Raw genomic sequence first — 13553 nt, 5'->3', positions numbered from 1 at the left:
CTCGCTTTCCGGTCAGCTGGTCAGGCGGAAGGTGGCGTCGGCCCGCCCGGTGGCGGTGGTGATCTCGTCGAGCCGCAGCAGGTAGTTGTAGTGCCGCAGGTAGCGGGTCAGGTTGTTGTAGGACCGGAACGACACCGCCGAGGAGTCGGCCAGCCCGGCGACCCGGGTGAAGGTGGCGTCGGCCGCAAAGGCGGTGCTGCCGTCGTCGGGGGCCAGCGCGAAGTCGAAGTTGCTGTGCCGCAGGTAGTAGCCGGGGAAGTTGGTGGACTCGATCGACACACCGCTCGCGCCGGCCAGGCCGGGCACGAGCCGCCACTGGGAGTCGGCCAGCGGGGAGACACCGGCGTCGATGCGGGCGTCGAAGTTGCTGTGCCGCACGTACCGGTCGGTGAAGTTGTACGACTGGATCCGGTTGACCCCGGTCGTGAACGTCGCCCACTTACCGTGCAGCGCGGTGTACTGCGCCTGGGTGATCGGCAGGATCGTGCCGTGCCGCTTCCGGCTGGCGCCCAGCGCGTACTCCGAGGTGCCGCGGATCCGGTAGGCGCTCAGCGAGGCCGGATTCGTGGTGGCCAACGGCAGGTAGCCGCGGCCGGACGCGTACTGGTCGACCCACAGGCCCCACTCGTTGCGGTCGTTGAACTTGTGCAGGATCGGGCCCTCCACCTGAGCCCCGGTCAGGCCCAGCCCGGACAGGTCGCCGAGCCGCGTCCAGCCGCCGACGATCTGGTTGCTGCCCTCGATGGTGATCTGCCCGTCGCCGGAGGCCCGCACGTACCGGTAACCACCCACACTGCCCGCGATCTCCAGGATCTGGGTGTCGATGATGCCCTGCGTGCCCGGCCGGTCGATGTAGACCTGCGGGCTGGTGAAAGAACGGAAGTCGGTGGTGCGGGAATAGTAGATCCGCGCCTTGTCGGTAATGGTCGCCCAGTAGACGACATAGTTTCCGGCCGCCGGGTCGTAGATGGCCTCCGGCGCCCAGGCGCAACCGGCGCCGGAAATGGCGCCCGCAACGTTCACCAGGCGCGGCGCCGACCAGGTTGTCAGGTTGGTGGACTCCCACACGACCAGGGAGGTGCTGCCGCTGTGCTGGGCGACGTCCCAGCCCTTGCCGCTGGCGATCCGCAGGTCGGTGGCGATCAGGTGGAACCGGTCGCCGGCCGGGGAGCGGACCAGGGCCGGGTCGCGGACGCCCTTCTCCCCCACGCTGGACAGCAGCACCGGCTGCGACCCGTTCAGGTCGGTCCAGTGCAGGCCGTCGGTGCTGGTGGCGAAGTACATCTGCTCACCGGTGGCGCTCTCACCGGTGAAGTGCGCCATGAGATAGGCGGTGTACACGTCGGCGGCCGCCGCGGGCCGCGCCGGGAGACCGACGGCGGCCGTGACGACGGCGCCGCCGATCGCCGCGAGCAGTTCCCGCCGTCGTGGCTGATAGCTCATGAAATGCCTCCGGGAATGGCATGCCTTGTTAATCCTTTGTTAAGAGCACATGTTATCGCTAACACATTGGCTGTCAAGACGGTCAATTCCTAAAGGCACGTGCATTCCGGGAGCGCGCACATTACAGAAATCCGCACACGATTTCTCATCGCTTCCGCGGCGTCTGTTACCGTTCCGGCCCATGTGGAGCGAGGAGGCCGTGGCCGGGCGCCCGGCATGGCGGCACACCCCGTCCGGAGTGGTGTTCCGGAAGGTGCCGGCCGGCGTCTTCCGGATGGGCCTGTCCGATGCGGAGATCGACGCGGTACGCGCCATCGAGCGCGCGGGCGACACCGAGGACACGGTCGAACCGTTCCTTTCCGGCGCCGGCGAATGCCGCCCGGTCCGCGAGGTGAAGGTGGAGCCGTTCCTGCTGGCCCGGCACCCGCTGACCGTCGACCAGGTGCGGCACTGGCTGCCGGACTACGACGACTTCTACGCCCGCGCGGGCACGACCGCCGCGCGCCTGACGGGCGACCTCGGCGACCTGCTGGCCACGTGGCCGTTCCGCCTGCCCAGCGAGGCCGAATGGGAGTACGCGGCCCGCGCCGGAACCACCACGCTCACCTTCCGCGGCGACGCCAGACCCGGAGAGGACCAGCTCCTCGACGACTTCGGCGACGAGGCCCGCACCGCCGCCGCCGAGAACCCGTTCGGCCTGGCCGGCATGGGCTCAGCCGGCGAACTCTGCTCCGACGTGTGGATCCCCGGCTTCGACGGCGCCCCGCTGGACGCGAGCCCCCGCACCGGCGACGGCCCACGAACAGTCCGCGGCGGCGCGGCCGACCTCTACCCGTGGCAGGGCTGCGACGAGTGGCTCCTGCTGCTCTCCGCCACCCGCTACGAACACGACTCCTTCACCGCGATCCGCCCGGCCGCCCCGCTACCACCCCACTAGGCAGGCTCTTCACCGCGATCCGCCCGGCAGCGCCCCTGCCACCCACTCGGCAGGCTCTTAACAGCGATCCGCCTGGCCGCACCCCCTGCCACCCCCACTGACCGGCAGGCCGGTCAGGTGACGGCGACCGGGGCCGGGCCGGTGCTTTCGCGGCGGAGGACGCGGATCGGTGGGCCCGGGTAGTCGGCCGGCTGGACGCCGTCGAGGGTGGCGATGACCACGCGGGCCAGGCTGAGGCCGTGGTCGTGCACGTCGATGCTGAGCGCGGACAGCGGCGGCACGGCCAGCTCACACAGCGGCGAGTCGTCGTGGACCAGCAGGCTCACCCGCTCGGGGACCGGCACCCCGCTCCGGATCAGCTCCTGCTCCGCGGCGACCGCCATCACGTCGTTGTCGAAGATCACCGCGGTGGGCGGCGGCGAACCGGCCAGCAGGTCATGGACGCCACGCACCCCGGCCTCCGCCCCGTAGTCGCCCTCGACGATGCGCGCCTCGACGCCCTGCCGGGTGGCCGCCGCGTGCATCGCCGCCGTGCGGTCGGCCGTGTGCACCAGGTCGGCGGGCCCGCTGACCCGCCCGATCACCCGGTGGCCGAGCCCGGCGAGCATCTCCACGGCGACCGTCATGGCTCCGGCGTCGTCGGTGACCACCCGTGGGAAGGCCGCCGTGCCGGCCCGCCCGGCGAGCACCGCGGGCAGCCCCAGCCCGGCCAGGAACTCCGGCCGGGTGTCGTCGTGCACCAGGTTGACCACGACGACGGCCTGCACCGTCCGGTCGCCGGCCCAGCGCTGATAGGTGGCCAGCTCGGCCTCCAGATCCGGCACCACGAGCAGCAGCACGTTCGCCCCGTAGGGCGCGAGCGCCTCCTCCATGCCGGCGATCAGCTCCATGAAGAACGGCTCGACGCCGACCCGGGCGGCGCTGCCGGTGAGCACCAGCCCGATCAGGCCACCCGGGGTGGGCATCGTCAGCCGACCTGCGCCGGAGCGGTGAGCGCGTTCGCCGACCGCAGCACCTCGGGCGCCGCGAACGCCTCGCCGTCCACGGTCGCGGCCGTGGTGACGGTGAACGTGTGTGTCTCCCCTGGCAGCAGGTCGACGAGCATGTCGTCGACGACGGCGTCGGGCGCGACCCGGTCGGCGAGTACGGCCACGTCCCGGGCGAACGATGCGGCGGTCACAGTGATCGAGTATCCGCCCTCGACGGCCACCGCGTGTGCCCGCACCGCCGCCGGGTCGTACCGCAGATCGAAGTCCTCGGCGAACAGGTGGGTGGCGCGCAGCCCACCACTGTCGGCGACCAGCACCTCCCGGTCGGGTTCGGTGGCCGCGAGCAGGCCCGGGTCGAGCTCGATCAGCCCGACCGACCGGGCCGGCACGTCCACCTCCACGGTGATCGCGGCCAGTTCGGCGCCGTCGAAGCGGACCCGCCGCAGCCGGGCGCTGTCACGCCACGGCTCATCGCGATCGTTGATCACGGCCAGCACGGTGCGGCCGTCACGCTCCTGGAAGGACAGCAGAACCGGTGCGTACGTGCGGCGCAGCGCGAACCAGGCCGGTTTGAGCCGTCCGGAACCGTCGACGACGGCCCACGAGGTGACCGGCCAGCAGTCGTTGAGCTGCCACAGGATGCTGCCCATCGTCCGTGGGGCGTGACCGCGCAGGTGGGCGACCGCATAGGCCGTTGCCCGTGCCTGGTTGAGCTGGGTGGCCCAGTGCCAGGCCGCGAAGTCGGACGGCACCGCCATGTGGTGGGCCAGCCCGCGGTCGAGCTTGCCGTTGCCGTCCTCCGCCTTCTGGTGCAGCAGGAAGACGGCCGAGTCCTTGCGCAGATCCTCCGGCGCCAGCGTGGCGGTCAGCGTCGACCAGGCGGGCGGCGCCTGCCAGCCGAACTCGGAGCAGAACCGTGGCACGAAGTTGTCGTGGAAGCGGTAGTCCTCCCGGTTCCACGCCTCCCACTCGTGGCGGGTGCCGAACCGGTCGTCGTTGGGGTGGACCGCCTCGGGGTCGTGGCCGGGGCTGGACGGGCTGCCCGGGTGGTAGGGCCGGGTCGGGTCGAGCTCGGCCAGCAGCGCCGGGAAGTCCTCGTAGTAGTAGCGGGCACCCCAGGTCGCGCCGTTCAGCGCCTCTTTCCACTGCCAGTCCTCGTGGCCCCAGATGTTCTCGTTGCCGCCGTTCCACAGGATCAGCGACGGGTGCGGGGCCAGCCGGGTCACGTTCTCCCGGGCCTCGGCGAGGATCTCCGACCGCATCGGCTCCTCCTCGCTGTAGGCCGCACAGGCGAGCGGGAAGTCCTGCCAGACCAGCACGCCCCGCTCGTCGCAGACGTCGTAGAACTCGTCGGACTCCCAGATGCCGCCGCCCCAGATGCGCAGCAGGTTGGCGTTGCCGGCGACCGCGCGGTCCACCGCCGCTTCGAGACGCTCCCGGGTGATGCGGGTGAGCAGGTGGTCCTCGGGGATCCAGTTGAGCCCCAGGACGAAGACCTCCCGGTCGTTGACGATCAGCGTGAACCGGCTGCCGTGCTCGTCGGGGCTCTCGTCGAGCCGCACGTCACGGAAGCCGACCCTGGCGTGGTGCTCGTCGAGCACGTGGTCTCCGGTCACGAGGGTGACCTCGACCGGCACCAGCGGCTGCTCGCCGAGGCCGACCGGCCACCACACCGGCGCGCCCGGCACATGCAGCTCCACGGTGGCCTGGTCGGCGACCACGTCGACCCGGGTGGTGCGCCCGGCGGCCGTCACCTCGACGGTCAGCGGCGCGTCCGACGCCCGCTCGACGGCTACGTGCACGGTGAGCCGGTCACGGGTGGCCAGCGGCCGCACCGACGCGAACCGGGCGGTGTGCCAGCGCTCCAGCCGGACCGGCTTCCAGATGCCGGCGGTCTGCAGGTCGGGGCCCCAGTCCCAGCCGAACGAGCAGGCCATCTTGCGGACCGCGTTGAACGGATGAGGGTACGGCCGGGGACGGGAGCCGGCCTGCTCCTCGAACCGCTCCGCGTGCTCCAGCGCCGAGTCGAACCGCACGCTCAACGGGATCTCCCCGTCACGCAGCAGGTGCCGCACGTCGAACCGGTAGCCGCGGTGCATGTTGGCGGTGCGCCCCAGCCCGGTCCCGTCGACCTCGACGGTCGCCACCGTGTCCAGCCCGTCGAAGACCAGGTCGACCCGCTCGCCGGGCGCGGCCGGGGCGGCCGTGAACGTGGTCTCGTAGAGCCAGGCGCTGCGATGGAACCAGGCCAGCCCGGCCTCGTTGGCGCCCAGGTATGGGTCGGGGATCAGACCGGCGGTGAGCAGGTCGGTGTGGACGGTCCCCGGGACGGCGGCGGGCAGCCGCGAGGCGGCGATCTCCGATGGGACCCGGCCACCCACGGAACGGACGGTCCAGCCCTGGTGAAGGTCGGTCTTGAGCATCGGTGGTGCCCCCTGCGTGAGGAAAATCGGGTTGCCGTCGCGCCGCGGCTCCCACATTCTTAAGCAACTGAACGAAGTCCGTCAACGATGATCAGGCCGGAGGTCCGATGGCCGATTTCGTGCACCTGAGCGCCGCCGGCGTGAGCCTTGTGCTGGACTTTCGCGGCCCCTCGCTGCCAGCCGTCGTGCACTGGGGCGAGGCCCTGGGCGACCTCGGCCCCGAGGAGCTGGCCGAGGTGGCGCTGGCCACAGAGCCACAGCCGATCGGGTTCTCCGCCGACACCCCGGTCCGCGTCTCCATCCTGCCCGAGCAGTCGGCCGGCTGGCTCGGTCATCCGGGTCTGGCCGGGCATCGCGACGGCACGGCGTGGTCCAGCGCGTTCACGGTGCGTGGCGTGGACCGGAGCGCTCTGGGCGTACGGGTGAGGGGTTTCGACGAGACCGCGGGCCTGGAGCTGGTGATCGAGATCGAGTTGCACCCGGCCGGGGTGTTGCGCGCTCGCGCGCGGCTGACCAGCACGGCGCCGGGCACCTACTGGCTCGATCATCTGACACTGTTCCTGCCGGTGCCGGCGGAGACCACCGAGTTGCTCGACTTCACCGGCCACCACCTGCGGGAACGCTCCCCACAACGGACCGCGTTCGCGCACGGCGTGCGGGTCCGGGAGAACCGGACCGGTCGCACCGGCTACGACTCGGCCTATCTGCTCTGCGCGGGCACGGCCGGGTTCGGCAACCGGCACGGACGGGTCTGGGGTGTGCACACCGCGTTCTCCGGCAACTCGCGCACGGTCGCGGAGCGCAACTATCACGGGCATTCCGCGCTCGGCGGCGGTGAGCTGCTGCTACCCGGCGAGATCGGGCTGCGCGAGGGCGGGTCCTACACGACCCCGTGGGTGTTCGCGGCCTTCGGCGCGCACGGGCTCGACTCGGTGTCGGAGCGTTTCCACAGCTACATGCGGTCCCGGCCGGGCCATCCCACGCGGCCACGCCCGGTCGTGGTCAACACGTGGGAGGCGGTCTACTTCGATCATGATCTGGGCCGGCTCACCGAGCTGGCCAAGGCGGCCGCGACCGTCGGGGCCGAGCGGTTCGTGCTGGACGACGGCTGGTTCGGGTCCCGCCGCGACGACACCTCCGGCCTCGGCGACTGGACGGTCTCCCCCGACGTGTGGCCGGACGGGCTCGATCCCCTCATCAGCGTGGTCCGTGACCTGGGCATGGAGTTCGGCCTCTGGGTCGAACCCGAAATGATCAATCCCGACTCGGACCTGGCCCGCGCCCACCCCGACTGGATCATGGCCGCCGGGGACCGGCTGCCACCGACGGCGCGATCTCAGCAGGTGCTCGATCTGCACAACCCCTCGGCGTGGGTCTACGTGCGCGACCGGCTGGACGCGCTGCTCAGCGACCACGACATCGGGTATCTGAAATGGGACCACAACCGCGACCTGGTCGACGCCGGCCATCCCGGGTCCGGGCGCGCCGGTGTGCATGACCAGACACACGCCGTCTACCGGCTCCTCGACGAGCTGCGCGCCCGGCATCCCGGCGTGGAGATCGAGTCCTGCTCGTCCGGCGGCGGCCGCGTCGACCTGGAGATCCTGGCCCGCACCGACCGCATCTGGGCGTCCGACTGCATCGACGCCCACGAACGGGTGGCGATCCAGCGGTGGACCAGCCTCCTCGTGCCGCTGGAGCTGATCGGCTCGCACGTGGGCGCGCCACGCTCGCACACCACCCACCGCGACCTGCCACTGGACATGCGCGCCGGCACCGCTGTCTGGGGCCACCTCGGTATCGAGTGGGACCTCACCAGGGCGACACCCGGAGAGCTGGCCCGGCTGGGCGAGTGGGTGGCCCTCTACAAGGAGGTCCGGTCGCTGCTGCACACCGGCACACTGGTGCACGGGGACGTGGCCGATCCGGCGTATTCGCTGACCGGCGTGGTGTCCGAATCCGACGCCCTGTTCGCGGTGACCGCGACCGCCACCAGCGAGGCCTACCCACCGGGCGCCGTGGCCTTCCCCGGCCTCGACCCGGGCCGGCTCTACCACGTGCGGCCACAGCCACCCGGCGACGTGCCCGACGGCAACGCCGCGGCCTGGGGCGCCGCCCTGCCGTGGTACACACCGGCCGGCGTCCGGCTGACCGGCCGCACCCTCGGCACGGCCGGCCTGCGGCTCCCGGTCCTCTACCCGGACCGGGTCCTGCTGGTCCGCGCCACCCCGGCCGGAGCCGTTTGACGGCACACAGGATCGATGATCGAGTGGCGGCATCCGCGTCCCGGACGTGGCGGTGCCACGACCCACGCCTGTGCGGGCAGGATGGTGACGCGATGACGGAGGGTTTCGGCGACATGGTGGTGGCTGGGTGAAGGAAGCGATCGGTGACGCTACGGCGGTGGGCCGGCCGGGCCGGGGGCGCCGTCCCGCGGCCCGGGAGAGCATCCTCGACGCGATCCGCGCCTCCGAGCCGCTGAGCCGCGTCGAGCTGGCCGCGATCACCGGGCTCACCGAGGCGGCCGTGTCGATGACCGTGCGCCGCCTCCTCGACGAGGGCCTGGTCGTGGAGACGGGCCGCGCCCCGACCGGCGGCAAGCCTCGCACCCTGCTGCGCCTGGACCCGGCCGCCCGCCTCGCCGTCGGCGTCCACCTGGACCGGGACGTCACCACGTTCGTCCTGACCGGCCAGACCGGCGGCGTCATCTCCCGCCTCGCCCGTCCCGCACCGCCCGGCGACCTGCTCCCCCATCTCGCCGACGGCATCGGCACCCTGCTCGCGGCCTCCGGCGTGGTCCGGGCCCGCTGCCTCGGCCTCGGCGTCGTCTGGCCCGGCCCCCGCAACGGCAACGTCCGCCGCACGCCCGGCGCCGACATCCCAGCGGCCGAGGGCCGCGTACCAGGATTACCTGACATTTCCCACTTCAGCGGCCCAGGAGCTCCGTCGGTCTCACTGAGCACGGAGGCGCTGCCGCACGCGAGCGACGACGCCGCCCGCCTACGCGGTTGGGACGCGCCACCGCACCTGCGGGGATGGGACGCCGACGAGCTCGGGCGACAGCTGGCCGAGGAGAACGGCTGGCCGGTGCTCGTGGAGAACGACGCGACCGCCGCCGCCGTCGGTGAGTACTGGGTGGCGCGGGTCGGGCCGGAACAGGCGTTCGCGGCCCTCTACATGGGCAGCGGCATCGGCGCCGGGATCGTCGTCGAGGGCCGGGCGATGCGGGGCGGGCACGGTGCGGCGGGCGAGTTCGGCCACGTGTGCGTACAGGTCGATGGCCCGGAATGCTGGTGCGGCAGTCGAGGGTGCCTGGAGGTCCTGGCCGGGCCCCGCACCGTGGTGGCGGCGGCCCGCGCCGACGGCACGGCGGCCGCGGAGGCCGGCCTCGGCCAGTCCGCACCGCGGAGCGTGACCGCCGATTTCGCCGCGGTGGCCCGGGCCGCGCGGGCGGGCGCTCCACGCTGCCTCGCGCTGCTGGAGGATTCCGCACGGTATGTCGCGGCCGCCGCCGAGTCGGTGGTGAACCTGCTCGACATCGACCTGGTGGTGCTCACCGGCCCCGGTTTCGCCGCGGCGTCGTTCGTCTACGGCCCGGCCATCATGCGCCGCGTCCAGCCCGCGGACCACCGCACCTGGCACCGCTCGGCGACGGTAACCGTCTCCCTGGCCGCCGCGACCGCCTCGGCGACCGGCGCCGCCGCCCTGGTCCTCCAGTCCCACCTGCGCCGCTGACCGTCCCCGCCCAGCGCCGGGCGGGCAAACCCGGCTGGCGCCCCACGCTACCGAGAACGACCGGAGACAGCACTGAGGGCGCGTCGAGGATTTCGAGGCTCAGGGCCACCGGATGATCGACGAGGCGCTCACGGCGGTGTGACCGGAGCGAGGCCGCTGAGCACGTCGTCGCCGACGGACAGCAGCCGGTCGAGTTCGGCGGCGCTGCTCAGGCTCGGGTAGAGGAAGCTCGCCTGCCCGTCGGCCACGTCGACCGCCGGGTAGCCCACCCAGCCGAGCCGGTTCAGCAGGTCGGTGCCGGCGAGCAGCGCCGCGAGGCTGCCGGAGACGTCGTAGCCGCCACCTCGCTGAGGGTCCAGGTGCAGGTCACCGTCCAGTTCCGGCGCCTCCATGGTGATCACCACGGCCAGCACCGTGGTGCCGTGGTCGATGCCGAGACGGGAGGTGAGCCCGGACGGCACGACGGCCGCCACCACCGCGGCGCTCGCCTGGCGCCGGCGGAACTTCCCGTGCGCGGCCCCGCGCTGCCGCAGATCGGGCAGCCCGGCGAGGCGGCCGACCGGCACGGTGGGCTGATGGGCGGCCGGATCCCACGTCCATCTCCGGGCCAGCGCCTGAGCACGCAGGGTCCGCACACTCTGGCCGGAGACGCGCAGTTTCCCGATCTCCTTGCCGGCCATCCCGAACGCCAGCACACCCCGGACGATCAGGGCGGCGAGCCCCACCATGGCGCCGATCACTGCCCAGTCCATACTGCCCCCCAGCAACGGTTTCCGGCCTACCGACCTTGCTACTCCACGAGGTCAAGATTCCGGCAAACCCACAGCATGCGTACGGGAAATGGTCATGCGGGACGGCGCGTGTCAGGGTGAGTGAATGGAGATCTGGATCAACCCCGACTGCTCGAAATGCCGGTCCGCGTTGTCGATTCTCGATGCCGAGCAGGCGCGGTACACCGTCCGGTACTACCTCGAGGACCCGCCGACGGTGCCCGAGCTGACTGCCGTGCTCGCCAGGCTGGGGCTTGATCCCTGGCACATCGCCCGATGGGGTGAGCCGGTGGCGGCGGAACTCGGCCTGGCGGACTGGCCCCGGGACGCGGAGGCCCGATCGCGGTGGATCGAGGCGCTGGCCGAGCATCCGGTGCTGATCCAGCGGCCGATCATCACAGCTGACGACGGTACGGCCACCGTCGCCCGTACTTCGGAGGCGGTCAAGTCGACCCTTACGTCTTCCGATTCCGAGTAACCGGGCCGCCGACTTCGGCAAGCCAGCCGGTGACGGCAACTTCTTGCAGATCCTGGCAGCGGATCCCTGACCATTAGCTCCCATTTGCCACTTTTTTGGCGGTGAACCCCTTAGTTCGAGCCCTGAATTCTCGTTAACATTTATGTCATCGGATGCTAGCGTCTCGGAAACATTGCAAGGTCTTGCATCGATCACGGTCGGCAGAGGGGCGCCACTCACCGACTTCCTCGTACCACCCCGTCCCCACGAGGAGGTCTTCCGCGATGAATCCCCGCTCGCGCCCGATGCCGCCGACATCAGACCGGACGACACGAGCCCCGGCCCGGCGCCTTGCCCTGGCCCTCATCCTGCTCATCGGAGCCACCGTGCCCCTGTCCGGCGGCGTCGTCACCGCGCCACCGGCCCGGGCCGCGATCGACGCCCAGAGCCTGGGAGCGCGCTACGACGGCACGGGCAGCAACATCACGTTCCGGGTCTATTCGGCGACGGCCACCCGGATCGCGGTCTACCTCTACAGCGCCGCAACCGGCGCGCAGGAGAAGGCCGGCTACGTCCTGACCGAGAACAGCGACACCTTCTCCACCACCGTCAGCGTGGCCGACCTGGCCACCCGCGGGATCACCGGCACGGTCTATTACGGCTACCGCGCCTGGGGGCCCAACTGGACCTACAACGCGGGCTGGACGAAGGGATCGACAGCCGGATTCAGCTCCGACGTCGACTCCGCCGGCAATCGGTTCAACCCCAACAAGCTCCTGATCGACCCGTACGCCAGGGAGATCAGCCATGACCCGCTCACCCCGGGCCAGGCCGGTGCGAGTGGATACCGCTCCGGCGCCAACCGCGCGACCGACACCGGCACGTTCGCCCCCAAGGGCATCGTCCTGCCCGCGTCGACCGGCCTGACAGGCACGAAACCCACCAGGGCCTTCAAGGACGACATCGTGTACGAGGTGCACCTGCGCGGCCTGACCAGGAACGACCCCTCGATCGCCGCGGCCTATCGAGGCACGTACCGGGGTGCCGGGCTCAAGGCCGCGTACCTCGCGTCGCTGGGTGTGACCGCGGTGGAGTTCCTGCCGGTCCAGGAGACACAGAACGACACGAACGACGTCGACGCCACCGGCACCTCCGGTGACAACTACTGGGGTTACATGACCCTCAACTACTTCGCCCCCGACCGTCGCTACGCCTACGACAAGTCCCCCGGCGGGCCCACCGCGGAGTTCCAGGCCATGGTGAAGGCGTACCACGACGCCGGCATCAAAGTCCTCGTCGACGTGGTGTACAACCACACCGGCGAGGAGGGGGCGCAGGGCGACAAGAACACCTACAACCTGTTCTCGTGGCGCGGCCTCGACAACCCCACCTACTACTCGCTGACCAGCGATCGGCAGAGTCCGTGGGACAACACCGGTGTCGGCGGCAACTACAACACCGCCAACCCGGTCGCGCAGAACCTCATCGTCGACTCGGTGGCCTACTGGAAGAACACGCTCGGCATCGACGGTTTCCGGTTCGACCTGGCGTCCGTCCTCGGCAACACCTGCCAGCACGGATGCTTCAACTACGACCGCACCAACGCCGGCACGGCCCTCAACCGCCTCGTCGCCGAAATGCCCGCCCGCCCGGCGAGCGGAGGTTCCGGTGTCGACTGGATCGCTGAGCCGTGGGCCATCGGTGGCAACAGCTACCAGGTCGGCAACTTCCCGGCCGGCTGGTCGGAGTGGAACGGCATCTACCGCGACACCGTGCGCCGCGACCAGAACAAGCTGGGTGTCGACGCGGTCACCCCGGGCGAGCTCGCCAACCGCCTGGCCGGATCGTCCGATCTCTACGGCGACGACGGCCGCCGGCCATGGAACTCGGTGAACTTCATGGTCGCCCACGACGGGTTCACCCTCAAGGACCTGTACTCCTGTGCGGCGAAGAACAACAACCAACCCTGGCCGTACGGGCCGTCGGACGGCGGTTCCGACGACAACATCTCCTGGGATCAGGGCGGAGCGGCTGCCGACCAGCGAAAGGCGGCACGCAACGGTCAAGCGTTGCTCCTGCTGTCGGGCGGCACGCCGATGATGACCGGCGGTGACGAGTATCTGCGCGGCGTCAACTGCAACAACAACCCTTACAACCTCGACTCCAGCGCCAACTGGCTCAACTGGGCGCCCGGCACCGACCAGACGAACTTCGCCACCTTCACCGGCCGCCTGCTCGCGTTCCGCAAGGCACATCCCGCCCTGCGGCCGGTGAACTTCTACACCGCCACCGACACCAACGGGAACGGACTCGGCCAGTTGGCCTGGTTCACCCCGGCCGGCACCACTCCGGACGCCGCGTACTGGGGGAACGCGAACAACCACGCGCTGGCCTGGCGCATCGACGGCAGCGAGTTCGGTGACTCCGCGCCGGGCATCTACGTCGCCTACAACGGCTGGTCCGGCGACGTCACCTTCACCCTGCCCGCACCACCCACCGGCAAGCAGTGGTACCGGGTCACCGACACCTCCACCTGGGCCGAAGGGCCCGACCAGGTGGCCGGCCCCGGCGCGGAGGCCCTCATCGGCGGCGCCTCCACCACGTACGTGCTGCGCGCCCGGGCCGTGCTTCTCCTCGTCGCCAGGTAGCCCGGCGGCACCGCGGGACGGACACCCTCGACGCCCCGCGGTGCCACCCGCGCCCCGGCTCGCAGACCTAGGATGACCACTGTGAACGGTGCCGGAGGGAAGCTCTCGCCGGAACAGCGGAACCTGCTGACCCGGTGGCACTAACGGCGGT

9 protein-coding genes are annotated in these 13553 nt (G+C 71.2%); 5 read left to right on the top strand and 4 right to left on the bottom strand.

The genetic code is table 11. From position 1 onward, the window contains the following. Nucleotides 1-12 precede the first annotated feature (12 nt). Complete coding sequence (locus BJ964_RS27415; RefSeq protein ID WP_188123362.1) at nucleotides 13-1443, bottom strand: AbfB domain-containing protein; 1431 nt, start codon at nucleotides 1441-1443, stop codon at nucleotides 13-15. Nucleotides 1444-1624: 181 nt separating this feature from the next. Here BJ964_RS27415 and BJ964_RS27410 point away from each other — a divergent pair, with 181 nt between their 5' ends. Further along, nucleotides 1625-2380, top strand: coding sequence for a formylglycine-generating enzyme family protein (locus tag BJ964_RS27410; protein WP_188123361.1), 756 nt, complete (start codon nucleotides 1625-1627; stop codon nucleotides 2378-2380). Nucleotides 2381-2493: 113 nt separating this feature from the next. On the opposite strand, the gene BJ964_RS27405 is transcribed toward BJ964_RS27410, so the two are convergent. Together BJ964_RS27405 and BJ964_RS27400 are read right to left on the bottom strand one after the other, a co-directional pair. After that, nucleotides 2494-3345 (bottom strand): LacI family DNA-binding transcriptional regulator, encoded by an 852-nt coding sequence (locus BJ964_RS27405; RefSeq protein WP_188123360.1) that lies wholly within the window; start codon nucleotides 3343-3345, stop codon nucleotides 2494-2496. A 2-nt stretch (nucleotides 3346-3347) separates the two neighbouring features. Further along, nucleotides 3348-5792 carry a glycoside hydrolase family 2 protein gene (locus tag BJ964_RS27400; protein WP_188123359.1) on the bottom strand — a complete coding sequence of 815 codons (2445 nt, stop codon included), beginning with the start codon at nucleotides 5790-5792 and terminating at the stop codon, nucleotides 3348-3350. A 107-nt stretch (nucleotides 5793-5899) separates the two neighbouring features. On the opposite strand from BJ964_RS27400, the gene BJ964_RS27395 reads away from it, so the two are divergent. Together BJ964_RS27395 and BJ964_RS27390 are read left to right on the top strand one after the other, a co-directional pair. Next, the gene (locus BJ964_RS27395; protein ID WP_188123358.1) at nucleotides 5900-8038 is read left to right on the top strand and encodes an alpha-galactosidase; all 2139 of its coding nucleotides are present in this window, start codon (nucleotides 5900-5902) and stop codon (nucleotides 8036-8038) included. A gap of 127 nt (nucleotides 8039-8165) precedes the next feature. Next, on the top strand, nucleotides 8166-9527 hold the full coding sequence (locus BJ964_RS27390) for an ROK family transcriptional regulator (RefSeq protein ID WP_188123357.1): 1362 nt from the start codon (nucleotides 8166-8168) through the stop codon (nucleotides 9525-9527). Between the two features lie 128 nt (nucleotides 9528-9655). Here the strand turns inward: BJ964_RS27390 and BJ964_RS27385 are convergent, their stop codons facing one another. Then, entirely contained in the window at nucleotides 9656-10279 is a 624-nt protein-coding gene (locus tag BJ964_RS27385; RefSeq protein WP_188123356.1) for a hypothetical protein, read from the bottom strand. A 124-nt stretch (nucleotides 10280-10403) separates the two neighbouring features. On the opposite strand from BJ964_RS27385, the gene BJ964_RS27380 reads away from it, so the two are divergent. Continuing rightward, the gene (locus BJ964_RS27380) at nucleotides 10404-10775 is read left to right on the top strand and encodes an ArsC/Spx/MgsR family protein (protein ID WP_188123355.1); all 372 of its coding nucleotides are present in this window, start codon (nucleotides 10404-10406) and stop codon (nucleotides 10773-10775) included. Between the two features lie 263 nt (nucleotides 10776-11038). Then, nucleotides 11039-13402: a glycogen debranching protein gene (locus BJ964_RS27375; RefSeq protein ID WP_203832828.1), complete on the top strand. Its 2364-nt coding sequence runs from the start codon at nucleotides 11039-11041 to the stop codon at nucleotides 13400-13402. Nucleotides 13403-13553 lie beyond the last annotated feature (151 nt).

It is taken from the genome of Actinoplanes lobatus (assembly GCF_014205215.1).
In the GTDB taxonomy this organism is placed as follows: Bacteria; Actinomycetota; Actinomycetes; order Mycobacteriales; family Micromonosporaceae; genus Actinoplanes; species Actinoplanes lobatus.
This window is presented reverse-complemented; position numbering and strand designations above follow the sequence as displayed.

Excerpts from the sequence above, each read along its gene's own strand:
- BJ964_RS27415 (WP_188123362.1), bottom strand. The coding sequence starts at position 1,443 with ATGAGCTATCAGCCACGACGGCGGGAACTGCTCGCGGCGATCGGCGGC.
- BJ964_RS27410 (WP_188123361.1), top strand. The coding sequence starts at position 1,625 with ATGTGGAGCGAGGAGGCCGTGGCCGGGCGCCCGGCATGGCGGCACACC.
- BJ964_RS27405 (WP_188123360.1), bottom strand. The coding sequence starts at position 3,345 with ATGCCCACCCCGGGTGGCCTGATCGGGCTGGTGCTCACCGGCAGCGCC.
- BJ964_RS27400 (WP_188123359.1), bottom strand. The coding sequence starts at position 5,792 with ATGCTCAAGACCGACCTTCACCAGGGCTGGACCGTCCGTTCCGTGGGT.
- BJ964_RS27395 (WP_188123358.1), top strand. The coding sequence starts at position 5,900 with ATGGCCGATTTCGTGCACCTGAGCGCCGCCGGCGTGAGCCTTGTGCTG.
- BJ964_RS27385 (WP_188123356.1), bottom strand. The coding sequence starts at position 10,279 with ATGGACTGGGCAGTGATCGGCGCCATGGTGGGGCTCGCCGCCCTGATC.
- BJ964_RS27380 (WP_188123355.1), top strand. The coding sequence starts at position 10,404 with ATGGAGATCTGGATCAACCCCGACTGCTCGAAATGCCGGTCCGCGTTG.
- BJ964_RS27375 (WP_203832828.1), top strand. The coding sequence starts at position 11,039 with ATGAATCCCCGCTCGCGCCCGATGCCGCCGACATCAGACCGGACGACA.